This window comes from Streptomyces monomycini, assembly GCF_022271435.1.
In the GTDB taxonomy this organism is placed as follows: domain Bacteria; phylum Actinomycetota; class Actinomycetes; order Streptomycetales; family Streptomycetaceae; genus Streptomyces; species Streptomyces monomycini.
Window position 1 is genome coordinate 204901 of record NZ_JAFIQY010000005.1, and the last position, 22035, is coordinate 226935.

Sequence of the window (22035 nt, forward strand, 5' to 3'; positions counted from 1 at the left end):
GCACGGGTAGGGGCCCGGGCGTCCCGGCCGTACGGCTGCCGGGCGTCCCGGCCGTACAGGTCAGTCCGTACGGGGTCCGGAGCGGGACGCCCTGGCCAGGAGCAGTTTCCGTTCCCGGGCGTTACGGGCCAGGGCCGCCGCCCGTTCGAACTCTTCGCGCGCCTCGGACGCCCGCCCCAGGCGTTCCAGCAGGTCGCCGCGGACACTGGGCAGCAGGTGGTAGCCCTTCAGGGCGGGGTCGGCGACCAGGGCGTCCACCAGTTTCAGCGCGGCGGCGGGGCCTTCGGCCATCGACACGGCGACCGCCCGGTTCAACTCGACCACCGGGGACGGGGACTGTGCGAGGAGCCGGTCGTAGAGGGTGGCGATGGCGGCCCAGTCCGTGTCCTCGTACCGGGTGGCCACCGCGTGGTGCGCGGCGATCGCGGCCTGCAGCGAGTAGGGGCCGTGTCCTGCGCGGTGCAGGGCGTCGACACCGCGCCGGACGAGCATACGGTTCCACTTCGCGCGGTTCTGGTCGGCGAGCAGCACCGGCTCGCCGCCGGGGCCCGTACGGGCGGGGATGCGCGAGGCCTGGAACTCCAGCAGCGCCGCCAGCCCGTGCACTTCGGGTTCGCCCGACATCAGGTTCTCCAGCACACGGGCGAGGCGGAGCGCGTCCTCGCACAGGGCCGGGCGCACCAGGTCGTCACCGGCCGTCGCGGCGTACCCCTCGTTGAAGACGAGGTAGATGACCTCCAGGACGGAGGAGAGGCGGGCGGACCGTTCGGTGCCGTACGGGACTTCGAAGGGCACCCGGGCTTCGGCGAGCGCGCGCTTGGCGCGCACTATGCGCTGCGCCACCGTGGGCTCCGCGACGAGGAAGGCCCGGGCGATCTCCGGTGTGGTCAGCCCGCCCAGCAGCCGCAGGGTGAGCGCGATACGGGCCGGTGCCGCCAGCACGGGATGACAGGCGGTGAAGATCAGCCGCAGCAGGTCGTCGTCGATGTCCTCGGCGTCCGCGGGTTCGGGCGGCGGTACGTCCTCCAGTGCCCGCCCGACCTCGGCCAGTTTGCGCGCGTACGCCTCCTTGCGGCGGACGAGGTCGATGGCGCGGTGCTTGGCGGTGGCCATGAGCCAGGCGCCCGGCCGGTCCGGAACGCCTGACTCCGGCCACTGTTCCAGCGCGGCGACCAGGGCGTCCTGCGCGAGTTCCTCGGCGATGCCCACGTCCCGCACGATGCGGGTGACACCGGCGATGATCCGCGCGGACTCCATCCTGAACACCGTATCGACCGCGTCGGTCGTGCTTGCTGCCGTCACGGCCACATCAGATCAGCCGTGCGCGGGGGCGACAAGCACGGACGGGGTCAGCAGCCCTCGGCGATCTCCCGGACCTCGGCGGTGACGGTCCAGTGGTCCTCGTGGGTGCGCAGGAACCGCTTGGTCCACTCCAGGGCCTCCGCCTTGTCCTTGGCCTGGATGATGGAGTAGCCGCCGACGACCTCCTTCGTCTCGGTGAACGGGCCGTCGGTCGAACTGAGCTGCCCGCCGGACCAGGTGACCCGGGTGCCCTCGGAGGTGGGGGTGAGCCCGGCGGTGTCCAGCATGATCCCGGCCTTGGTGATCTCCTCCAGCAGCGCGCCCATCCGCTCCTGGAGTTCCGGGCTCGGGCCCTCCGCGGGGGCGTTCTTCTCGTCGATGCGGATCAGCGTCAGGAAGCGCGGCACGGTGACTCCTCGGTCGTACGGACGGGGTCTCTCCCCGCCTCTCACCCTTGCGTCGAACGGGAGACCGCCGGATCGACACGACCATCGAATCTTCTTCGGAGAATTCGTCCGGAGCTGCCACGCCCTGCCCCGAGGGGGGGCGCGCCCACCCCGTACCGACACAACCCGTACAGGCGTACGAAATCGGTTACGGTTCGGCCATGACGACTGCTGCGTTCCCCTCAAAGACGGCGTCCGACGCGCCGGGGGTGGGCGCGCTGCTACGCGAGTGGCGGGTCCGGCGCCGCGTCAGCCAGCTCGACCTGGCCCTGCGGGCCGACTCCTCGGCCCGGCACATCAGTTTCATCGAGACCGGCCGCGCCCGGCCCAGCCAGGAAATGGTGCTGCGGCTGGCCGAACACCTCGACGTACCCGTACGGGAACGCAACGCGCTGCTGATCGCGGCCGGTTACGCCCCCGGCTTCCCGGAGGCCCCCTTGGACGACCCGTCGATGGACGCGCTGCGCACCGGCATGGAGCGGCTGCTGACGGGTTACGAGCCGTTCCCGGCCCTGGTCGTCGATGCCACGTACCACGTCGTCGCCGCGAACCGGGGCATCCAGGCGTTGATGGCGGGCGTCGGCGCGAAACTGCTGGAGCCGCCGCTGAACGCCATGCGCATCACCCTGCACCCCGACGGGCTCGCGCCGCGCATCCGCAACTTCCTGGAGTGGCGCGAGCACCTGTTGACGCAGATGCAGCGGCAGTTGGCGGTCATGCGGTCGGCGCCGCTCCGCGCGGTCTACGAGGAGGTCAGCGCCTACCCGCTGCCCGAGGGCGGCCGGGAGACGGCCGCGGGCAGCGGTCACGCGCCGTACGCGCTGCCCATGGTCGTCGAACACGACGGACAGGTGCTGTCGTTCATCTCCACGATCGCCACCTTCAACACCCCGATGGACGTGACCGTCTCCGAACTCGCCCTGGAGACCTTCCTCCCGGCGGACCCGGAGACGGCCGGACATCTGCGGACGTGGCTGCCGTAGGGCGGCAATCCCGCACCGGCTCACATGGGAGGCACGCGGTCCAGAAAGCCGGCGACGGTACGGATCCGGCCGTCCGCCGCGAGCGTGGCGACGTCGAACCCGGCGACCGGGGCCGAACCGTCCGGCGCCACCAGCTCCCAGCCGAAGCGGACGACGTCGTGATGCCCGTCCGGCGTCCCCAGCCGCCGGAACCCGAACCCGGGGAACTGCGCGTGGACCCCGGCGATGACGGCGGCGAGCTGGTCGTGGCCCACGGTGTCGGCGAGCGGGTCGGTGTAGGTGGCGTCCTCGGTGAAGGCCGCGGCGACGGCCTCGACGGCACCGTCGGCGTCCTGCCCGGCCGAGTTCCACGCCGCCAAGTACCGCTCGACCGCGCCCTCGTAGCGCTCCGTGCCCGCCTGCCGGGTGTCTGTCTGCGTCATGACCGACCTCTCCTCGCGTCTCGTCGTCCGTCACGGGCTCGCGGTGCGCCACGGCCCTGGTGGGCCGGTTCGCGGGCCGGAGTGCGCCGGCCCGTGAACCGGTGCCTCAAAGATGCCGGGGCGCGGCGGGCGGGTCGATTACCCGGCAGGTAATGGGCCGGGCCGGGTGGCGCTCCGCCGTATTCAGACGTCCGTCAGCGTCCGGCTCATCTCCTGGCCCAGCAGCACGGCCAGCGTCCGCTCGACGGCGGTGCCCGGGTCGGCGGCGAGGCGGTCCGCGCCAGGCCACGAAGCGGTCGGGGCGGACGAGTAGGGCTGCTCCATCGGGCGCCAATCCGGGGAGGGTGTCGTCGGGGACGCTGTGCGCGCTCAGGGTGATACCGAGGGCGGCGGTCGCCTCCGTCGCGGCGGACGGCCAGGGCACGCCGTGCGGCCCGGCGAACAGGGCCCAGTCGGCGCCGACGAGGTCGAGGGTGGAGATCCGGCCGTTGTCAGGCATCTCCACAGGGCGGTGCGGCAGGCGGTGGCCCGGGTACGCGTGGTCGGAGAGGAGGTCGGGGGCGGGCGCGGCGTCGGGCGGGACCACCGCGCCCGAGGGGTACGCGTAGCGCATCATCGCCCGGATGTAGTCCTGCACGGCCAGCTCGTACAGCACGTTGGAGTCGCCGCCGCCCAGGGACCGGTAACCCTGGTGCATGGTGCGGGAGAGCGCCAGGGAGGCCCGTACTGCGGCGCGGCGCTCCGGCTCACAGGTGTCCAGCAGCCGTTTCGGTACGGGAGTGCGCGAAGCTGCGCGCGGAACTGGACCGGAACATGACGCAGGCGCTGGGCCACTGACGGGGCGTCGCCCGCACCAGCCATTATTGACCGATCGGTCTCGAAAGCCTAGGGTCCTTCCCATGGCACGGACCAAGGCATTCGATCCGGACGCCGCACTCCAGGCAGCCCTCGAACTGTTCTGGCGGCGCGGTTACGAGGCGACGTCGATGACCGACCTCGTCGACCATCTCGGCATCGCCCGCGCCAGCCTCTACGCGACCTTCGGCAGTAAGCACGACCTCTACCTCAAGGCCCTGGAGCGGTACAGCCGGCTCTCGGACCCGGGGCTCATCGAAGAGCTGTCGCAGCCGGGTCCCGCGCTGCCCGCCGTACGGGCGCTGGTGACCCGGTTCGCGGAGGAGGCCGCCTGCGACGACCTGGGGCGTGGCTGCTTCGTGACGAACACGGCCGCGGAACTGGCGGCGCACGACCGGCACGCCGCCCGGCAGGTCGAGGCGAGCTGGACGGTACTGGAGACGGCACTGACCTCGGCGCTGACCCGGGCCCGGGCCCAGGGCGAGCTGCCCGCCGATCGCGACCCGCGGGCGCTGGCCCGGATGCTGCTCGTGCTGATGCAGGGGCTGCGCCTGATGGGCAAGTCCGGGCAGGAACCGGGCCGACTGCGGGACGCGGCGGAGCAGGCGCTGGAGCTGCTCGGCTGAGAACGGCCGGGGACGGGGGCGGAGTGCGGCGCCAACCCTGCGCCACTCGCGTACCGCCGCACGCCCTCATTCAAGACCGATCGTTCTCGATACTGATCTTTCCTGGCACACCACAGAAGGGTTCACCACCATGGACACCACCGCACGCTTCACCGGAAAGACCGTGCTCGTCACCGGTGGCGGCACCGGCATCGGCCGGGCGGTCGCCCTCGCGTTCGCCGGGGAGGGCGCGAGCGTCGTGGTCGCCGGCCGTACCGAGGGGCCGCTGAAGGAGACGGTCGCGCTGGTGGAGGCCGCGGGAGGCCGGGCGGCGGCCGTGACCGCCGACGTGACCCGGGGTGCGGACGTGGCCGCGCTGGTCGCGGAGACCGTGCGCCGCTTCGGCGCGCTGGACGTGGCCGTCAACAACGTCGGCGTGTTCGTGCCCCCGGCGCCGACCGCCGACATCCCCGAGGAGGACTGGCGGCGCGCCCTGGACACCAATCTCACCGGCACGTTCCTGTCGATGAAGTACGAGATCGGCCACATGCGGGCGCACGGCGGAGGCGCGATCGTCAACATCGCGTCCAACCTGGGCGCCTCGCTGCGCCGCCCCGGGGTCAGCGCGTACGTCGCCGCCAAGGCCGCTGTGAGCGCCCTGACCCGCAACGCGGCGCTCGACCACATCGAGGACGGCATCCGCATCAACGCGGTCTCGCCCGGCAAGGTCGACACTCCCATGTCGACGCTGCCGGGCGAGACCGCGGATCAGAAGGCCGAGCGGATGCGGCGCGAGGTGCCCGCGGGCCGTTCGGCCGGTACCGCCGAGATCGCGGCGGCGGTGCTCCACCTGGCGTCCGACGCGGCGGCGTTCACCGTGGGCGCGGAGCTGGTGGTGGACGGCGGTGTCACCGCCTAGGGTCCTCCGGCCCTCCGGCCGCGGACCGCTCGACGGCCGTGGGCTCCTCGCCGGCCACGGATTCACCGACGGCCGCGGGCTCACCGGCCGCCGTGGGCTCCCCAGCGGCCGTCGGGTCACCGGCCGCCGTGGCCGCAGCCGCCGTGGCCTCGACCGCCGCGGGCTGCTGTCCGGCCGCCGCTTCCTCCGCGCGCCGGCGGCGGCCCGTGCGGCGGGCCGCCATCCAGGCGTAGACGAGGATGCCGGCGAACAGGAACAGCACGCCCTGGTAGATCGCGGCGTACCCGGCGCCGGCCACCAGCCAGAAGGTGAAGCCGAAGGCGACCAGCGCGAGCACCAGGTCCCGCACGAAGCGGGCCGGGCGGACCTTGTCACGCTCGCCGGTCAGCAGGAAGTAGATCTGGGCGCCCGCGGCGAGCAGGTAGGGCACGGTCGCCGAGAACGTCGTGATCAGTACGAGGATCTCGAAGACGCCGCCCGCGCCGATCAGGTAGTTGATCACGGTCAGGGCGGTGGCCAGCACCGAGGCGGCCAGCACGCCGAAGGTCGGCACACCGCGCTGCTTCTTCAGGAAGGCGGCCGGGAACAGGCCGTCCTTGGCGGCGGCGTACGGCGACTGGGCGCTCATCAGCGTCCAGCCGTTGAGCGCGCCGACGATGGAGACGACCGCCGCGACCGCGATGACCGTGCCGCCCCACTGGCCGCCGAACATGGCGTTGACCGCGTCGGAGAACGGCGCCTTGGAGTCCACCAGCTTGTCGTGCGCGACCGTGCCGAAGACCGAGACCGTACCGAGGAGGTAGACGACGGCGGCGCCGATCGTGCCGAGGACGGTGGCGCGGCCCACGTTGCGCTCGGGGTCGCGCACCTCGCCCGCGCTCATCGCCGCGGACTCCACGCCCACGTAGCTGTAGAGCAGGATGGCCGCCGCAGCCGACATGCCGCCGACCGCGCTGCCGCCGCCCTCGTTGAAGGCGCCCAGGTTGTCCGGGTCGAAGAAGAACAGCCCGACGATCGCGATGAAGAGCAGCGGGACGAACTTCAGGATCGTGGAGACCAGCTGGACCGCGCCGACGTAGCGGGTGCCGGCGAAGTTGGAGAGCGCCGGGAGCCAGAGCGCGACCAGCGCCACCAGCAGGTCCATGCCCTTGGAGTCGTGCCCGGGGAAGAGCACGTGGACGTAGCCGACCGCGGCGACCGCGAGGGCCGCGTTGCTCACCCACGTCATGGTCCAGTAGGACCAGGCCGACAGGAAGCCGGCGAAGTCGCCGAACGCCTCGCGGGCGTAGACGTAGGGGCCGCCGGTGTCCGGGTGGCGTGCGGCCAGCCGTCCGAAGACCAGGGCCAGCGCGATGGCGCCCACGGTCAGGACGCCGAAGGCGACCAGGCTCACGGTGCCGAAGGGGGCTACCGAGGCCGGCAGGAGAAAGATGCCGCCGCCGATGATGTTTCCCATCACCAGACAGATGGCGGTCCCTAGACCGAAGCGGCGGGTGTGCCGGTCGTGCATGGCTGGGGTGAGCCTCTCGTCGTGCTGTGCGCGCCCGGAGGTGCCGAGCGGCTGCTCATCGTCTTCGACCTGCAACGTTGCACAAAATCAGCGGGTTTTGTCCCGCACGGCACCGTCGGCCGGTGAAAATACTTCGGGCGTGGGCCCTTGCGGCCGCAGTTCGTCCGCCGGACCCCCGAGGGGTATCTGGGGCCCGTCCACCTCGCGCAGCCAGCGCCGCAGGATGGTGTGGATCTGCTCGGCGCCGACCGGCTCCGCGCCGTCGGCGGTGGGCGGGGACAGCTCCGCGGGCCACATCAGGAAGGGTCTGCTCTGCTCGCCGCCCAGCCCGCCGTGCGAGCCGATCTGCTCCTCGAAGGCGTGCACCGCGCCCGTGGCCGGGTCGCAGGAGGAGTTGACCATGATGTCCGCGGTGTGCGGGAAGCCGTCCGTGCGCCGTACAGCGTCAGCGGCGCCCGCGCCGAAGCCGGCCAGGGGGTCCTCGCCCACGATCCGGCCGGTGTCGAGGTGGTGCTCGGCGCCGCCGGGCCCCAGCACCACGGCGCCGTCCGTGGCGGAGCGGACGAGCAGGAAGCCGATGCCGGGATGGTTGGCGAGGGTGGCCAGCAGCGCGGGGTGCCGGCGTTCGATCTCCTCGCGGGTGACCCGCCCGGGCAGGTCGGGGAAGGACACCAGGCCCAGATTGCCCGAGGCCAGCACGACGGGGTCGGTCGGACCGCAGCCGTCCGCGCCCTCCGGGCGGTGCAGCGCGGCGCGGGCCGCCTCGCGCGCCTCGGCGCCGCTCGCGGTCCGCCCGGCACGCCGGGAGACCGGCAGGCCGCAGCCGGCCCGCACCAGGTCCTCCAGGCCGAGTCCGTAGCTGTCCAGGAAGGTCACGCCGGGGCTCTGGCCGTGGTCGGAGAGGAGGACGACGCGGTAGCGGCGGGGGGCGTACTGCGCGGCGTCGGCGATCAGTCCGACAGCGCGGTCCAGGCGGCGCAGCACCTGGTGGGTGTCGCGGTGCCGGGGGCCGGAGTGGTGCGCGACCTCGTCGTAGGCGACCAGGTCGGCGTAGACGGCCGTGCGGCCGGCGAGCAGATCGCCGATGACGGCGGCGACCACCACGTCCCGCTCGACGACGGTCGCGAAGGCCCGGATGAACGGGTAGAGGCCGCCGCGTTTGACCCGCGGGAACTCCCGGCGGAACCGGGACCGCAGGGACTGGCCCACCTCGCGGAAGATCTCGGCGACGAAGGAGACCGCCGTACGCGTCGCGTTGGCCGGGTCGGAGAAGTACGCGAAATAGCCCGCGCGCGAGCGGTTGTGCCGGCCGCGGCGGGCGGCCACCGACATCACCAGAGCGAGCTGGTCGGCGCCACCGCTGAAGAGGTTGCCGCGGCTGGCGCCGTCGAAACTGAGCAGCCCGGCGTCGCCCGTGCGGGCCTCGGCGCGCTGCTGGAGCTCGACCGCGCCGCTGGGCCGGTTGCTCACGATCAGCCGCCGGGTCTCCTTCTCGTACCACCGGAAGGCGGGCAGGTCGTGGTTGCTGCCGTGCAGGATGCCGAGCTGGCTGGCGCCGGTCTGGCTGGACCAGTCCGTACGCCACGGGGTCAGCCGGTGGGTGCTGCCGAGCCGGCCCGCGACCGTGGGCATCAGGGGCCGCTCACCGCTCGTCGCCTCCCGCAGCAGGTCGTGGCCGAGGCCGTCGAGCTGGAGGAAGACCGTGCCGGGCGCTATGGGGCCCGGGTCGCCGGGAGCACCGCGGCGGCGGCCGTGCCGGCGGCCGGCCAGGCGCACCAGACGGCGGCGATATGCCTCGTCGTCCCGCACCGCGAGGAAGGTGGAGGTGGCGGACGAGGTCGCGGACATCACCGCGGCGACGATCACGGCCGTCTCGGGCGCGGCCTGGCCGCGCCCCTCGGGGATCAGGCCGAGGGCGACCAGCAGCAGCGAACCGTTCAGGAAGAAGACCAGCAGCCCGAGGACGAGGGCGGGCACCAGCAGCAGGGCCCGTACGAGCAGGGGCCAGACCAGGGCGCTGAGCAGGCCGAAGGCTCCGGCGCCCAGCGCGGCGGTGAGGAACGTACGGGTGAGGCTGTCGCCGCTCGCGGACTGGAGGCGGAAGTCGGGCAGCAGGCCGGCGAGCACCAGGAGCGTCAGCGACGACACCACCCAGACCGCCGTCACCCGCAGCAGGGCTCCGCCCGCCGTCCGCCACCGGGGCCGCCGCATGGCACGCTCACCTCGCTCCCGCCGCTCGTCACGCTCCGACACCCTCGCCGGGCGTCATGCATACAGCGTGTCACAGCCCACTGACAGCGCGGCCGGACGACGGCGCCGGGAGGCCCGGCCCCGGGCACTGCCTCAGGCTCCCCCGGCGAACGGAATCCGCAGCTCCGGCGCGTCGGGCACACCCGCAGCCGTGGACGCCGCCGCCGTGGACGCCGCAGCCGTGGCAGCCGCCCCCACGGCCCCCGCCCCCGGCCGGCTCCAGAGCCCAGCCTTCGCCAGGCGCGGCAGCACACCCTCCCCGGACCAGTACGCCTCCTCGACGTGCGGGTGCCCGGACAGCACGAATGCCTCGATGCCGAGCCGGTGGTATTCGGTGATCCGCTCGGCCACCTCGGCGCGGCTGCCCACCAGAGCGGTGCCGGCGCCGCCGCGTACCAGCCCGATGCCCGCCCAGAGGTTGGGCGCGACCTCCAGCCCGTCCGTACTGCCGCCGTGCAGGGCCGGCATCCGCCGCTGCCCCTCGGACTCGCTGCGGCCCAGCCCCTCCTGCACGGCACGGATCGCCTCCGGCGATCTGCTGGCCGAACCGCTGATCGTGATGCGGTCCGGGTACGTCATGCACCGTTACGTCCACCGGCTGCTCAGGGGCCGTACACCGTCCTTCTCGTACTCGGCCGACGGCCCGTCTCGTACTCGGCCGACGGCGCGGAGACGGGCAAGCCGATATGGGCGAGGGGCTCGGCGCCACCGTGCTGCCCGACTACAGCGTGCTCGGCGACCCGCTGGAGCGCAGCGGCGCGCTCACCTGCCGCCCGCCGGCGGACGACGCCACCGAGGTCCGCATGGTGATCCAGCGCCGCCGGGCGAGCTCGGCGCCCCGGGCGGCGCGGGACCTGCACGCCGTCTTCGTCCGGCGGGCCGGGGAGCGGTCCGCGAGCGGGCCCGCCGGGGGACACGGCCCGGCCTGGCCCCGGCCTGACAGGCGCCGGAGCGGAATGAGGCAGGATCGGAGGGGGACGTACGGCGGACGGAGACCGTGTGCCCGCGCGCGGCACGTCGTTTCCGTTTCCGGTCGGGAGGTCAACGTGGCGGTGGAGGTCACCTGGTGGGGACATGCCACCGTTACGGTCGCCGATTCGGGCGTACGGGTACTGACCGACCCGCTGTTCACTCGGCGGCTGGCGCATCTGCGGCGCCGCCGGGGCGAGCTGCCGCCGCCGGGCGCGGCCCGCGCCGACGCCGTACTCGTCTCCCACCTGCACGCCGACCACCTGCACCCCGCCTCCCTCGCCCGCCTCGCGCCGGGCACCCGGGTGGTGGTGCCGCGCGGCGCCGTCGCCGCGGTGCCGGGGCTGCGGCGGGTGGCGGCGGCGCGGGGACTGCCGGTCACCGAGCTGCGGCCCGGCGAGTCGGTCACGATCCGCGCGGCGCACCCGGACGGGACCGGGAACGGAAACGGGACCGGGTACGAGTACGGGTCCGGTGAGGTGACCGTCCGCGCGGTGCACGCGGCGCACGACGGGCGGCGGCTGCCGTACGGCCCGCACCGGGTTCCGGCGCTCGGCTACGTGGTGCACGGCGCGGCGGCGACGTACTTCGCGGGTGACACCGGGCTCTTCGACACCATGGCCGAGGAGGTCGGCGCCGTAGACGTGGCGCTGTTGCCGGTGGGCGGCTGGGGGCCGTTCCTCGGCCACGGCCATCTGGACGCGCGGCGGGCGGCCGAGGCCGCGGCCCGGCTGGCGCCGGTCAGCGCGGTGCCGGTGCACTACGGCACGTACTGGCCGATCGGCCTGGACGCGGTGCGCCCGCACGAGTTCCACTCCCCCGGTGACGAGTTCGCGCGGCAGGCCGGGCGGCTGGCGCCCCAGGTGGCGGTGCACCGGCTCGCGCACGGCGAGTCCGTACGGCTGGCGGCGGCGCGGTGATCGGCGGCCCGGCGGGCAGCGTGCCCCCCGAGACGACCCAGCAGGTGGTGGGCTATCCGTCACTGTTCCTGCTGGTGGTGCTGGGGTCGCTGGTGCCGGTGGTGCCGACCGGCGCGGTGGTCAGTTCCGCCGCGGTGGTGGCCTTCCACCAGCGGTCACCGTGGGCCCTGCTGATCGTCTTCGGGCTGTCCGCGCTCGCCGCCTTCCTCGGCGACCTGGGGCTGTACTGGCTCGGACAGCGCGGCGTACGGTCCCGCAACGGCTCGCGCTGGCTGGAGCGGCTGCGCGACCGCGCGGCACCGGAACGGCTGGCGCAGGCGCAGACCAAACTGCGCGAACACGGCGTACTGGTACTCGTCCTGTCGCGGCTGGTGCCGGCCGGGCGGATACCGGTGATGCTGGCGTGCCTGCTGTCCCGGATGCCGCTGCGGCGCTTCGCCCGCGGCGACCTGCCGGCCTGTCTGGCCTGGGCGGTGACGTACCAGCTCATCGGTGTGCTGGGCGGCTCCCTGTTCGGCGAGCCGTGGCAGGGCGTGGCCGCGGCGGTCGGTCTGACGCTGCTGGTCAGCGGGGCGCCGGCGGTGTGGCGGCGGCTGCGTCACGGACGGGCCGACTGAGCGGGCTTACGCGGGGTCCGGCCGCCGGTGCCGCGCCGTACGCGTCCTCGGCCGGCCCGAGTCACCCGGTCCCCCGGATCGCCCGACACACCCGGATCACCCAGCTCACCCGCATCGCCCAACTCACCTGGACGACCCGGCTCACCCGGCCGCCTCCCCCTGCCCGACCCCGGCCCCGGCCCCGCCCCCAGCCTCCAACACCCGCGACCCGCCCACCGCCAGATCCCAGAGGTCCGCGCGCGGGCGCCCCGCGGCCTCCCAGGCGGCGCGTACGCGGTGCAGTGGCTCCAGGGGTGCCTCGGCGGACAGCAGGAACGTCGACCAGTGCATCGGAGCCATCGCCCGGGCGCCCACGTCCTGGCAGGCGCGGACCGCCTCCTCGGGATCGGTGTGCACCGGGCGCAGCATCCAGCGCGGGTCGTACGCGCCGATCGGCAGCAGCGCCAGGTCGATGTCCGGGTACCGGCCGCCGATCTCTTCGAACCAGTGGCCGTATCCGGTGTCGCCGGCGAAGTACACCCGCCGCCCGTCCGGCGCCGTCAGCACCCAGCCGCCCCACAGTGAGCGGCAGGTGTCGGTCAGGGTGCGCTTGCTCCAGTGGTGGGCCGGGACGAAGTCGAAACGGACCGGTCCGGCGGGGCCCGGCAGTTCGACCGCCTCCCACCAGTCCAGGTCGGTGACGTGGGTGAAGCGGCGCCGGCGGGCCCAGCGCGCGAGTCCGGCGGGCACCAGGAGCGGGGTGTGCGGCGGCAGCCGTTTGAGGGTGGGGGCGTCGAGGTGGTCGTAGTGGTTGTGGCTGATGACGACGGCGTCGACGGGCGGCAGGTCCTGCCAGCGGACGCCGACCGGGGTGACGCGGGGCGGGGTGCCCAGGATCTTGCGGGACCACACGGGGTCGGTCAGCACCGTCAGACCGCCGATGCGCAGCACCCAGCTGGCGTGGCCCGCCCAGGTGACGGCGATGTCCTGGGGGCCGGGCTCCGGGAGCGGGCCGGGCTCGAAGGGCAGGTCGGGGATGTCCAGGAGGGCCTGGGCGGACGGCCGCAGCTTGCCTTCGCGGGCGATGCGGGCCAGGGCGCGTACGCCGGGCAGCGGCGCGGTGAGCCGGTCGGTGAAGTCGCGGGGCCAGGTGCGGACCTCGCCCTGCGGGCGGACCGGCGCGGGTGCGGCGCCGGCCGGGTGCGGGCCGGCGGGCGGCGGGAGAGGCTCGGTGAGGGAACGTTCGGTCTGTTCGGTCATCGAGGGGCTCCATTCGGTGGGCATGACCGGCCGTACTGCCGGTCGGGACGGCCACCGGGGGAACGGGCGGAGGCCGGGGACCGAGGCCGGAGGGGAGGAGAGGGAGAGGGCAATAAGGAGGACCGGAGGGGCGAGGGCCGCAGAGGGCACGTGGACGGCGGCATGGCCGACGCCGACGCCGACGGGCTACGAGGAGCCGGTGTCCACGAGCGCGGCAAGGGTGGCGGACAGAGCGCTCAACGCCTCCGTCACATGAGGCAGACGCAGGGGGTCGGGAGCTTCGAGGACGCGTCTCCGGTGGCCGGTGTCGGGCCCGAGCAGTACTTCGGTGCTCAGCCGTACGCGCAGCGCGCGCGGATCGTCGCCGAACCGGTGCCCGCCGCGCGCTGCCCAGTGTGCGAGGACGCCTTCCAGTTGGGCCGGTCCGGTGATGCCCCGGGCAGTCAGTTGTGGGCGCAGCGGGTCGAAGTCGGCGTACAGGTGACTGCCCGCGTGCGGCGGGCGGCAGACGGCGCCCGCCTCCGTGAGGGTGCGGTGCAGCGCGCTGGCGAGCGTGCCGTGCACCCGGGCAGCGGCGGCGGTGCGGAGCCGTACGGGCTCCGGTTCGGTGAGCGCGTGGGCGACGGTGGCGGCGACCGGCCCGGCCACCGGGGTACGCAGCGCCTCCAGCCGTTCCAGGGTCGCGGCGCGCAGTGCGGCACCGCGTCCGGTGTCCGGGAAGCGGGCCAGTGCGACGGGCCAGGAGGCCGGCACCAGGGTGGCCCGCAGGTCGGCCAGGACGACGACGTCGTCCGGCAGCATCTCGGCCGGACTCAGCACGACCGTGTCATGCGGGTCGTGCAGCAGGTCGCGGCCGGTCTCGTCGCTCACGACCCACAGTCCGTCCGCCGCTGCCGCCTCGCACACCTCGTGCACCAGCTCGGGCGGCGGGCAGGTACCGCTGGGGTCGTCGGCGACGGAGACGAGCAGGACCCGCGGCCCCGCGCCGCTCAGCCGGGCCCGGCGTACGGCTTCCAGCAGCGCGAACGCGTCCGGTACGCCGCCGGACTCGGCCGGTACGGGGACGCGGTGCACCGTCCGGCCGAGCAGTCCGGCGGCCGGCGCGTACCACTGGGCGCAGGGCCGCGGGAGCAGCACGTCGCCGCCCGCGGCCGCGAGCAGCGCGAGGAGCAGGGCGGGCGCGCCCGGCGCGGCGAGCACCCGTTCCGGCGCGGTCTCCAGGCCGCGGCGCCCCCAGTAGTCGCAGGCGGCGGCACGCAGGGGCCGGGAGCCGCCGGGCGGCTCGGGTTCCGTGCGGTCCGCGGCGGCGGCGAGGTACGCGGCGAGTTCCGGGAGGACCGGCAGCCCCGCCGGCGGATCCGGCTCCGGGGCCGGCTCCGGATCCAGGGCCGTCCGCTGCATCCGTACCTCCACACTCCACGGCAGGTCGATCGTGGGCCCATCACATGAGTGCGGGCCCCGACCACCTTTGCAGATCGCGGGGGCCGGGAGGCGGGGCGACACGTCGCCGGTCGGCCGAGTGCCGGTGTCCGGGCGCGGCGGGAGGCGGGCGCGCGGCACCGGTTCCGTCCGGGTGCCGGGGCGCGGGGCCCCGGGACACAGCGTTCCGGCCGCCGCTACGGCGTGGGGCCGCCGTCCGGCGCGTCGGTGTCAGCGGTGTCGGCGGTGTCGGCGGTATCGGCGGCGGTGTCCGCGCGCTTGCCCCGGGCGGCCGCGCGGTGCGGGCGCCGGGCCTTCTCGCCCAGGCACCGCAGCTCCGCCTCCAGCCCGTGCCCACGGGTACGGACCAGGGCGCCGGCGAGATCGGACAGCTTGCGGTTGGTGCGCTGGGACAGCCGGCGCAGCGTGTCGAAGGCCGTGTCCGCGTCACACCCCAGCACGTACATGAGGATGCCGCATGCCTGGTCGACCACCGGCCGGGTGCGTAGGGCGGTGTCGAGCTGGTCCACCTCGACCAGCGCTTCGCGGTAGCGGCGTTCCCGCGCCAGTCCGGTCGCGGCCAGCTCACCGAGCACGTCCGTCGCCGTACAGCCCTTCTCGACCTTCAGGCCCGGCCGGAAGCCGTAGACGGTGAGGGTGAGGGTGATGCCGTCCCGGCGGTACGGGAGGGTGGCGCTGGAGCGTACTCCGGCCTCCAGTGCCTTGGCGCGGTACTCGGGCCAGCGGCTCTCGTGCAGCAGGTCGTCGGTGCCGGTGGCCCGGCCGGTGTCCAGCGCCGCGGGGATGGGCCCCTCGCCGGACTCCCACTGCACGCTGACCAGGGCGGACAGGTCGGGGTGGGTCACCGCGGTCGGGGTCTCGGCGGTGCCGTCGGCGGTGCTCACCGTCGCGGCGGCGCCGCAGCTGTCCGGGGTGCACCAGGCGGCCTGTTCGGCGAGGTGGGCGAGGCTGCGGGCGGCGGACCCCTCGGCGAGGTCGGACGCCCCGGTCTCGAAGCGGGTACGGGTCGGCGTTGTCGCGTCCACTGTGTGGTCAGTCCCTTCGGGTCCGTGGACGGGAAGTCATGGACCCCGTACCGGTTCGGCTGCCCGTTGCGGGCGGCCAAAAACGCCTGTTTCCCGTCGAGTTCGGGTGTGCGGGCCCGGCCACCGGTCGGCTTGCCGTCACCGGGGTACGGTCCGGTGGCGCACCGGTTAGCGTGAGGGCATGGCCGAGGTCGAGCGCGTCGCTGCGGAACTCGCGGATTTCCGCAGACGGGTCGAAGAGCTGCGCGCCGCACGCGCCCTGCCCTCCACCGAGCGGCTGTCCGTCCTGGACGCCGCTCTCTTCGAACTCCAGCACGTCGTGGACGTGTTCCTGCCCCGCCTGGAACGGAGCCTGCCGGCGGAGCGGGACAACGGCGCCCGGCGGGCCGCCGAGGAACAGCAGTTGCTGCGCGCGCTGTTCCAGCGGATGCCGTTCGCGGTGGTGCTGCTGGACCCGGACGCGGTCATACGGCGGCTGAACTTCGCCGGCACCCGGCTGTTCGGGATGCGCGCCGGATACGCCGCGGGACGCCCGCTGACCGCCTCGCTCGTCCCCGAGGAACGGGCCGCCTTCCGCTCCCAGGTGGCCGCGGTCGCCCGCAACGAGGGCGACCGCAGCCTGGTCGTCCGGCTGCTGCCGCCGCCGGACGGGGTCCGGCGCGCGGACGAGTCGCTGCGGGCCACCATGACGGCACTGCGGCCCCAGGGTGAGCCGGGCACGTCCGTCCTCACCGTCTTCCTCACCGGCCCGGAGGCGATGGCGGCGGACCGGCCCGGAGCCGGGGAGCGTGCGGGGGAAGCGGGCGGTACGGGAGACGCGGGCCGTACGGGGGAAACAGGTCGCGCGGCGGAGGCCGACCGTACGGGAGACGCGGGCCGTACGGGGAAATCAGGTCGCGTGGCGGAAACAGCCCGTACGAGAGACGCGAGCCGTACGGGAGCAGCCGGGCGTACGGCAAACCCGCGGCCCGGCCTGTCCGAGGTGACCCGCAACACCGAACTGATGGACCTCCTCGACGACATGACCACCGCACTCCTGGAGTCACCGAGGGACCCCACCGCCGTACTCGACCGGGCCTGCCGGGTGCTGCGCGGGCGTTTCGCCGACTGGGTGACGGCCGATCTGGTGACCCGCGGCGGGGGCCCGCTGACACGGGTGGCGGTGCACGGACCGGAGAGACCCGGGCCGTACGCCGGGGACGAGGCGTACGGCCCGGCAGCGGACGGCGCGGCGGACCCGTCCGGCACCGGGGGCCCGCACCCCCCGGACACCCTGGCGGAGATCCTGGCCGCGCAATTCCCCGGGGACTGCCCGGTCGTGGTCGAGGCGGCCCGCGCGGGCAACGCCACCCTCCAGGTGCGCCCGGAGGACCTCGGTGCCTTCGGACACGACGCCGCGGGGGCGCCCATCCTGGCCCGCGCCGAGGTGACGTCGCTGCTGTGCGTGCCGCTGCGGGCGAGGACCGGGCCCGTACGGGGTGTCCTGTCGCTGTTGCGTACCGGCGGGCGGCGGGCGTTCAGCCTGGCGGAGGCGGGCGCCGTCGACCGGCTGGCCCGCCACCTGGGGCGCGCGCTGCACCCCTGAGCCCCTGATGGAGCCCTTGATGGGTCCTTGGGCCCTGGGACCTGGCATCAGGCCGCTTCCCGTTCGCCCACCTGATCGCACAGCCGGGTGCAGGTGCGGTTGATGAGCCGGGAGACGTGCATCTGCGAGATGCCGAGCCGGTCGGCGATCCGGCTCTGCGTCATGTCGCAGAAGAACCGCAGGTAGAGGATCTGCCGCTCGCGCTCGGGAAGCATCTGCAGCTTGGGCCTGACCGCCTCGCGGTCGACGACGAGGTCGAAGCCGGGCTCCGGGCCGCCGAGGGTGTCCACGATGGCGTACCCGTCGTCCGCGCCGGGCAGTTCGGCGTCCAGGGAGAGCGTCGAGTAGCTCTCCAGCGCCTCCATGCCGAGCAGTACCTCCTCCAGCGTCATACCGGTGTGGTGGGCGATGTCCCGGGCGGCGGGGCGGTGGTCGTCGGGCGCGTGGGTGAGTTCCAGTGTGGCCGTACGGACGCGGTTGCGCAGTTCCTGGACGCGCCGGGGTACGTGCAGGCCCCACATGTGGTCGCGGAAGTGCCGCTTGACCTCGCCGACGATGGTCGGCACGGCGAAGCTCTCGAACGCGCAGCCGCGGTCCGGGTCGTACCGGTCCACGGCCTTGACCAGGCCGAGCGAGGCGACCTGCGTCAGGTCCTCGGTGGTCTCGCCGCGGTTGCGGAACTGCCGCGCGAGTCGTTCGGCCATCGGCAGCCAGGCACAGACGATGCTCTGGCGCAGCGCGTCCCGCTCCGGCCCGTCGGGCAGCGCCGTCAGCCTGCGGAAATCGGCGCCGGTGTCCGGCGCGTCGTCGTGCGGGTGCCTCTTCTGGGTGCGGCGCGCGCCCAGCGGACGGTCGGCGGGCCGACCGCACTGGTTGCTCGCGCGATGATGTGTGCGTACAGAGGGCATGGTCTCGGCTCCCTGATCGGTGGACTGGGGTCCTCCGCGGGAGCGCAGCCGGAGTGCACGCTCGGAGAGCAGGTTCGCTCCCACGGGCGTGCCTCCGGTCCGAAGCACACGGATCGCGTGCCCGGAGCCCGTGGCGGTAAACGCCTCGCGGACCGAATGGGGCGCGGCGCACACCGGTACGCGAGGTTTCCGGCCCGCGGGTCAGGTAACCCGTGCGGGACGGCCTGCTGACCACCGGTCACCGGCCGGGCGGCCGGGCCGGCCGACGGTGTACGCGCACTGGCGCGACCCCCTGCGAGCGGCGCGGAGCGGCAGGAACGCGTACGAGCCCCGGGTCCGCACCGAGACCGAAGAGGAGCCCTCCGTCACCATGAAAGTCGAGCGGCTGGACGTCACCGCCTACACCGTTCCCACCGACGCGCCGGAAGCCGACGGCACCCTCGCCTGGGACTCCACCACCATCATCGTCGTCGAGGCCCGCTCCGGGACGACCACCGGCCTGGGCTGGACCTACGCCGCCGCCGACGCCGGCTCGGTCGTCCGCGACCTGCTCACCCGTCCGGTCCTGGGCCGCAGCGTGCTGGACGTCCAGGGCGCCTACGAGGCCATGAGCCGGGCGGTGCGCAACGCCGGCCGGCCCGGGCTGGTCGCCTGCGCGCTGTCCGCGGTGGACATCGCGCTGTGGGACCTCAAGGCCAGGCTGCTGGAACTGCCCCTGCTGCATCTGATCGGCGCCGTACGCAGCACGGTGCCGGTCTACGGGTCGGGCGGCTTCACCACGTACCACGACACCCATCTGGCGACGCAGCTGAACGGGTGGGTGCACGGGCAGGGCATCGAACGGGTCAAGATCAAGATCGGTGAGGAGTGGGGCCGGGCCGTCGAGCGCGATCTGTCCCGCGTCCACCACGCCCGTACGGCCATCGGACCGCGCGCCGAACTGTACGTGGACGCCAACGGCGCGTACACCCGCAAGCAGGCCGTACGGGTCGGCCGGGCACTCGCCGACCAGGGCGTCGGCTGGTTCGAGGAGCCGGTCTCCTCCGACGACCTGGAGGGCCTGCGGGTCGTCCGTGACCTGGTGGTGTGCGACGTGGCCGCCGGCGAGTACGGCTACGACCTGCCGTACTTCGCGCGGCTGGCCCCGGTCGTGGACTGCCTCCAGATCGACGCCACCCGGTGCGGCGGCCTGACGGTCTGGCTGCGCGCCGCGGCCCTCGCCGAGGCGCACGGCCTGGAGGTCTCCGCCCACTGCGCACCGCACGTCCACGCCCACCCGGCCGCCTGCGTACCGAACCTGCGGCACATCGAGTGGTTCCACGACCACGTACGCATCGAGTCGATGTTCTTCGACGGCGGCCTCGACCCGTCCGGCGGCACGATCCGCCCCGGCGCGAAACAACTGCCGGGCCACGGCCTGCACTTCCATCACGAGGAGGCGACGCCGTACCGGGTGCTGTGAAGCGGCGGCCGGGCTGCCCGGTTCTCGCCCGTCAACTCCCCTCGCCGGGCCCGGTGGTGGCTTCCGGAGGGGCGAAGACGCAGAACTCGTTGCCCTCCGGGTCGGCGAGGACGTCCCAAGCGATGTCCTCGTCACGCTTGCGCACCAAGGTCGCGCCCAACCGCAGCAGGCGGCCGGTGTCGCCCCAGACGTCCAGGTGCATACGGTTCTTCACGGTCTTGAGCTCGGTGACCGGGTTGATCCAGATCAGCGGGCCGCGGCCGGCGGGATCGACGATCGGGACCGGCCGGGCGCGCGGCTGCTCCTCGCCCGCCGCGGCCGGGCGGCGGACGTAGCCCATGACCTCGCACCACCAGTCGGCGAGCGCGTGGTGGTCGCGGGCGTCCAGGGCCAGGTCCTTGAAGCGGGCGGGCGCGCCGGGTCGCTGCGACGTGTCGCCTGCCGTGGTGTGCCGGATGTCCGCCATGTGTCCCTCCTCGGAGCCGCCGGCCGACGGCCGGTCACCGCATTGGATCACGGCAGGACGGCGAACGGGCGAAGTCCCGTGCAGGATTCCTCAACGGAGCCGTGTGCGTTGCGCCGTACCCGAGCCGAAGCCAGTAACGGGCTGCCCTGGGCGCGCGGAGCTGGTGAAGGTGCGGGACTGGGCGTGTGCCGGCGGCGACAGGACAACGGTCAGCGATTGCAACGTGTTCCTCCGTCGGCACCCGGAGGGGCACGTACGATGACCGCCCCGGAAGCGCCACCTGCTGCCCCTGTCCAGTGGTACTGCGGGGGCTGCGCTGGGTGGCGCGAAGTGTGGTGCCCCGACTGCTCTGGGTTTTCCGGCTGCCTCACGTACCACCACGCGTTCAAGCTCCCGTGCCCCGTGTATGCGGGCGGGAAGCGGCCGGCCACCGCATCGGCCCCGCATCATGGCGAACCTGCCGTACAGAGCCAGAGCGGGACCCGGTGGCACGGGGCACGAAAGAGGCCCGGGCGCGCAACCCCACATTCCGCACCCGGGCGCTCCTCCCCACTGCCCCGTCGCCCTGGCGTTCCGGGGCCTTCTCCGTGGCCGCTCGGCCGGTCACCGGGTACCAGGCCGGCGTCCGGTCAAACGTCCCGATGTCACCGGGCGGTGGCGAGGGGCGGTGTCGCGGGCCGGTCAGCCGGTGCGGGCGCGGGCTCCGGAACGGGTGCGGCCGGCGGCGACCCAGCGGCGCGGGTGGCGGCGCAGGTACTCGCCCTCCAGCTCCGCCATGCGTGCGTTGTGGGTGGTCAGAGCGTCGGTGGAACCGTGCAGGAGCGTGTCGTGGCGGGTGCGGTGGATGGTTTCCAGCTCGCGCAGCAGCTGCTGCTCGTCGAGCCGGGCGGGCGGGACGCCCAGGGTCGCGGTGCCCGGTGCGGCAGCCGTCGTCTCCGCGGGCCGCGGGGAGTCCGTGGGCGTGTCGTGGGACGGCATCGGGGTTTCTCCCTCCGTGTCGGGTGCGTCCCTTCGGGTACCCGCTCGCACAACCACCCGGACACGTCCGGCGGCAGGCTCGGAGCGAGCCCCGGAGGCAGGCATGGAACTCGGATTCCTCACCCCACTCACTACCAGGCCGGGCCCCGGTCCCGCGGGCCGTTCCGGTACCTCGGACCACCCGGTCCGCCCGGTCGCCTCCTTCGATCGTACGAGGACCGCTCCGGCTCGGCGCGGCGACCGGCACCGCCACGGCGGATCCGGCGCCGTGGGTGCGCAGCCGCACGACGCCCCGGGGTGACCGGCCCCGGGGCGCTCCCGTGCCCCGGCGGCCCCGGACGCCCCGGCGGCCCCGGAGGCCCCGGCGGCCCCACCTGCCGCCCGCCGGCCCGACCGAGAGAAGGCGAACAGCAATGGCACAGTTCGTAAGGGACGTCATGACCCCGGACGTCGCGGCGGTCCTGCCGGACGCCTCGCTGGTCGAGGCGGCACAGCTGATGCGCGCACAGGACATCGGGGACGTCCTGGTGACGCAGGACGGCGTGCTGCTGGGGGTGGTGACCGACCGGGACATCACGCTGCGCGCGGTGGCGGACGGGGTCGATCCGCTCGCCGTGTCCTGCCGCTCGGTGTGCACTCCCGAGCCGGTCTGTGTCGGCCCCGACGACCACATCAGCGAGGCGGTCACGCTGATGCGCACCAATGCGGTGCGGCGGCTGCCGGTGGTCGAGAACGGGACGCCGGTGGGGGTGATCAGCATCGGTGACCTGGCCCGTGCGCAGGACCCGGACTCGGCGCTCGCGGACATCAGCCGGGCCGCCCCGGACAGCTGGCCGGACGTGGGGAACGGGGGGCCGGGGAGGGTCTGAGCCGTGGGTGCGGGTCGGGTACCGGGCCCGGACCCGGGCGTAGCCGCACTCAGGCCGTGGCTGTAGTCAGGCTGTGGCCGTAGCCGGGTCGTGGCCGTAGCCGGGTCGTGGCTGTATCGGGCTGCGCGGTCACGGTCCGCCGCCCGGACGCACCGAGCCGTCAGGCCGGGCCGCCGGGCCGCACCGGTAGGACCGCCGCGAGGCACACGAGGCACACGAGACGTACGAGACGTACGAGGCATCCGACCGACAGGAGCAGCTGCGG

General features: G+C 74.1%; 20 protein-coding genes and 1 pseudogene. 8 read left to right on the forward strand and 13 right to left on the reverse strand.

Going from position 1 to position 22035, the window contains the following annotated elements; all coding sequences use genetic code 11:
* Positions 1–60: 60 nt before the first annotated feature.
* Both JXZ78_RS08770 and JXZ78_RS08775 read right to left on the reverse strand, forming a co-directional pair.
* Positions 61–1257, reverse strand: coding sequence for an RNA polymerase sigma factor (locus JXZ78_RS08770; RefSeq protein WP_050502521.1), 1197 nt, complete (start codon positions 1255–1257; stop codon positions 61–63).
* Between the two features lie 92 nt (positions 1258–1349).
* Positions 1350–1709, reverse strand: a complete 360-nt coding sequence (locus JXZ78_RS08775) for a YciI family protein (protein WP_030020482.1) — start codon at positions 1707–1709, stop codon at positions 1350–1352.
* A gap of 200 nt (positions 1710–1909) precedes the next feature.
* Between JXZ78_RS08775 and JXZ78_RS08780 the strand changes: the two genes are divergently transcribed.
* Entirely contained in the window at positions 1910–2731 is an 822-nt protein-coding gene (locus tag JXZ78_RS08780; protein ID WP_030020481.1) for a helix-turn-helix domain-containing protein, read from the forward strand.
* Between the two features lie 20 nt (positions 2732–2751).
* On the opposite strand, the gene JXZ78_RS08785 is transcribed toward JXZ78_RS08780, so the two are convergent.
* On the reverse strand, positions 2752–3153 hold the full coding sequence (locus tag JXZ78_RS08785) for a nuclear transport factor 2 family protein (RefSeq protein WP_050502520.1): 402 nt from the start codon (positions 3151–3153) through the stop codon (positions 2752–2754).
* Between the two features lie 106 nt (positions 3154–3259).
* Positions 3260–3850, reverse strand: coding sequence for an aromatic-ring hydroxylase C-terminal domain-containing protein (locus JXZ78_RS08790; RefSeq protein ID WP_157851604.1), 591 nt, complete (start codon positions 3848–3850; stop codon positions 3260–3262).
* Positions 3851–4052: 202 nt separating this feature from the next.
* Here JXZ78_RS08790 and JXZ78_RS08795 point away from each other — a divergent pair, with 202 nt between their 5' ends.
* Entirely contained in the window at positions 4053–4634 is a 582-nt protein-coding gene (locus JXZ78_RS08795; protein ID WP_030020478.1) for a TetR/AcrR family transcriptional regulator, read from the forward strand.
* 130 nt (positions 4635–4764) lie between these two features.
* Positions 4765–5532 carry an SDR family NAD(P)-dependent oxidoreductase gene (locus JXZ78_RS08800; protein WP_030020477.1) on the forward strand — a complete coding sequence of 256 codons (768 nt, stop codon included), beginning with the start codon at positions 4765–4767 and terminating at the stop codon, positions 5530–5532.
* On the opposite strand, the gene JXZ78_RS08805 is transcribed toward JXZ78_RS08800, so the two are convergent.
* The 3 genes and pseudogenes from JXZ78_RS08805 to JXZ78_RS08815 all read right to left on the reverse strand — a co-directional run.
* Positions 5522–7042, reverse strand: coding sequence for an amino acid permease (locus JXZ78_RS08805; protein ID WP_238782784.1), 1521 nt, complete (start codon positions 7040–7042; stop codon positions 5522–5524). The two genes, JXZ78_RS08800 and JXZ78_RS08805, sit on opposite strands and share 11 nt — an antisense overlap.
* A gap of 87 nt (positions 7043–7129) precedes the next feature.
* Complete coding sequence (locus JXZ78_RS08810; RefSeq protein ID WP_030020475.1) at positions 7130–9253, reverse strand: phage holin family protein; 2124 nt, start codon at positions 9251–9253, stop codon at positions 7130–7132.
* A gap of 132 nt (positions 9254–9385) precedes the next feature.
* Positions 9386–9823, reverse strand: a pseudogene (locus JXZ78_RS08815) (hypothetical protein); the annotation flags it as partial.
* A 515-nt stretch (positions 9824–10338) separates the two neighbouring features.
* Between JXZ78_RS08815 and JXZ78_RS08825 the strand changes: the two are divergent.
* Together JXZ78_RS08825 and JXZ78_RS08830 are read left to right on the forward strand one after the other, a co-directional pair.
* On the forward strand, positions 10339–11181 hold the full coding sequence (locus JXZ78_RS08825; protein WP_030020473.1) for an MBL fold metallo-hydrolase: 843 nt from the start codon (positions 10339–10341) through the stop codon (positions 11179–11181).
* On the forward strand, positions 11178–11798 hold the full coding sequence (locus tag JXZ78_RS08830) for a DedA family protein (RefSeq protein ID WP_030020472.1): 621 nt from the start codon (positions 11178–11180) through the stop codon (positions 11796–11798). The genes JXZ78_RS08825 and JXZ78_RS08830 overlap by 4 nt, the downstream gene beginning before the upstream one ends.
* A 141-nt stretch (positions 11799–11939) precedes the next feature.
* Here the strand turns inward: JXZ78_RS08830 and JXZ78_RS08835 are convergent, their stop codons facing one another.
* The 3 genes from JXZ78_RS08835 to JXZ78_RS08845 form a co-directional block, all read right to left on the reverse strand.
* Entirely contained in the window at positions 11940–13037 is a 1098-nt protein-coding gene (locus tag JXZ78_RS08835; RefSeq protein ID WP_030020471.1) for an MBL fold metallo-hydrolase, read from the reverse strand.
* 186 nt (positions 13038–13223) lie between these two features.
* A complete protein-coding gene (locus tag JXZ78_RS08840; RefSeq protein WP_030020470.1) occupies positions 13224–14438 on the reverse strand; it encodes an aminotransferase class I/II-fold pyridoxal phosphate-dependent enzyme in 1215 nt (404 codons plus the stop codon).
* 215 nt (positions 14439–14653) lie between these two features.
* Complete coding sequence (locus tag JXZ78_RS08845) at positions 14654–15502, reverse strand: ANTAR domain-containing response regulator (RefSeq protein WP_078624295.1); 849 nt, start codon at positions 15500–15502, stop codon at positions 14654–14656.
* Positions 15503–15683: 181 nt separating this feature from the next.
* Between JXZ78_RS08845 and JXZ78_RS08850 the strand changes: the two genes are divergently transcribed.
* Complete coding sequence (locus JXZ78_RS08850) at positions 15684–17087, forward strand: PAS domain-containing protein (RefSeq protein WP_030020468.1); 1404 nt, start codon at positions 15684–15686, stop codon at positions 17085–17087.
* A 47-nt stretch (positions 17088–17134) separates the two neighbouring features.
* Here JXZ78_RS08850 and JXZ78_RS08855 read toward each other — a convergent pair whose 3' ends face one another.
* Positions 17135–17995, reverse strand: a complete 861-nt coding sequence (locus tag JXZ78_RS08855; RefSeq protein ID WP_050502533.1) for a SigB/SigF/SigG family RNA polymerase sigma factor — start codon at positions 17993–17995, stop codon at positions 17135–17137.
* Between the two features lie 370 nt (positions 17996–18365).
* Between JXZ78_RS08855 and JXZ78_RS08860 the strand changes: the two genes are divergently transcribed.
* Positions 18366–19457, forward strand: coding sequence for an enolase C-terminal domain-like protein (locus tag JXZ78_RS08860; protein ID WP_030020466.1), 1092 nt, complete (start codon positions 18366–18368; stop codon positions 19455–19457).
* 31 nt (positions 19458–19488) lie between these two features.
* Here the strand turns inward: JXZ78_RS08860 and JXZ78_RS08865 are convergent, their stop codons facing one another.
* Positions 19489–19923: a VOC family protein gene (locus JXZ78_RS08865; RefSeq protein WP_050502519.1), complete on the reverse strand. Its 435-nt coding sequence runs from the start codon at positions 19921–19923 to the stop codon at positions 19489–19491.
* A 681-nt stretch (positions 19924–20604) separates the two neighbouring features.
* Complete coding sequence (locus tag JXZ78_RS08870; protein WP_238782766.1) at positions 20605–20901, reverse strand: DUF6158 family protein; 297 nt, start codon at positions 20899–20901, stop codon at positions 20605–20607.
* Between the two features lie 413 nt (positions 20902–21314).
* Here JXZ78_RS08870 and JXZ78_RS08875 point away from each other — a divergent pair, with 413 nt between their 5' ends.
* Entirely contained in the window at positions 21315–21770 is a 456-nt protein-coding gene (locus JXZ78_RS08875) for a CBS domain-containing protein (RefSeq protein ID WP_030020463.1), read from the forward strand.
* Positions 21771–22035 lie beyond the last annotated feature (265 nt).

What these genes read in the sequence shown, in the direction of transcription:
- JXZ78_RS08795 (WP_030020478.1), top strand. Translation starts at nt 4,053, where the DNA reads ATGGCACGGACCAAGGCATTCGATCCGGACGCCGCACTCCAGGCAGCC.
- JXZ78_RS08810 (WP_030020475.1), bottom strand. Translation starts at nt 9,253, where the DNA reads ATGCGGCGGCCCCGGTGGCGGACGGCGGGCGGAGCCCTGCTGCGGGTG.
- JXZ78_RS08785 (WP_050502520.1), bottom strand. Translation starts at nt 3,153, where the DNA reads ATGACGCAGACAGACACCCGGCAGGCGGGCACGGAGCGCTACGAGGGC.
- JXZ78_RS08860 (WP_030020466.1), top strand. Translation starts at nt 18,366, where the DNA reads ATGAAAGTCGAGCGGCTGGACGTCACCGCCTACACCGTTCCCACCGAC.
- JXZ78_RS08800 (WP_030020477.1), top strand. Translation starts at nt 4,765, where the DNA reads ATGGACACCACCGCACGCTTCACCGGAAAGACCGTGCTCGTCACCGGT.
- JXZ78_RS08865 (WP_050502519.1), bottom strand. Translation starts at nt 19,923, where the DNA reads ATGGCGGACATCCGGCACACCACGGCAGGCGACACGTCGCAGCGACCC.
- JXZ78_RS08805 (WP_238782784.1), bottom strand. Translation starts at nt 7,042, where the DNA reads ATGCACGACCGGCACACCCGCCGCTTCGGTCTAGGGACCGCCATCTGT.
- JXZ78_RS08790 (WP_157851604.1), bottom strand. Translation starts at nt 3,850, where the DNA reads ATGCACCAGGGTTACCGGTCCCTGGGCGGCGGCGACTCCAACGTGCTG.
- JXZ78_RS08840 (WP_030020470.1), bottom strand. Translation starts at nt 14,438, where the DNA reads ATGCAGCGGACGGCCCTGGATCCGGAGCCGGCCCCGGAGCCGGATCCG.
- JXZ78_RS08870 (WP_238782766.1), bottom strand. Translation starts at nt 20,901, where the DNA reads ATGCCGTCCCACGACACGCCCACGGACTCCCCGCGGCCCGCGGAGACG.
- JXZ78_RS08850 (WP_030020468.1), top strand. Translation starts at nt 15,684, where the DNA reads ATGGCCGAGGTCGAGCGCGTCGCTGCGGAACTCGCGGATTTCCGCAGA.
- JXZ78_RS08855 (WP_050502533.1), bottom strand. Translation starts at nt 17,995, where the DNA reads ATGCCCTCTGTACGCACACATCATCGCGCGAGCAACCAGTGCGGTCGG.
- JXZ78_RS08770 (WP_050502521.1), bottom strand. Translation starts at nt 1,257, where the DNA reads ATGGAGTCCGCGCGGATCATCGCCGGTGTCACCCGCATCGTGCGGGAC.
- JXZ78_RS08875 (WP_030020463.1), top strand. Translation starts at nt 21,315, where the DNA reads ATGGCACAGTTCGTAAGGGACGTCATGACCCCGGACGTCGCGGCGGTC.
- JXZ78_RS08835 (WP_030020471.1), bottom strand. Translation starts at nt 13,037, where the DNA reads ATGACCGAACAGACCGAACGTTCCCTCACCGAGCCTCTCCCGCCGCCC.
- JXZ78_RS08780 (WP_030020481.1), top strand. Translation starts at nt 1,910, where the DNA reads ATGACGACTGCTGCGTTCCCCTCAAAGACGGCGTCCGACGCGCCGGGG.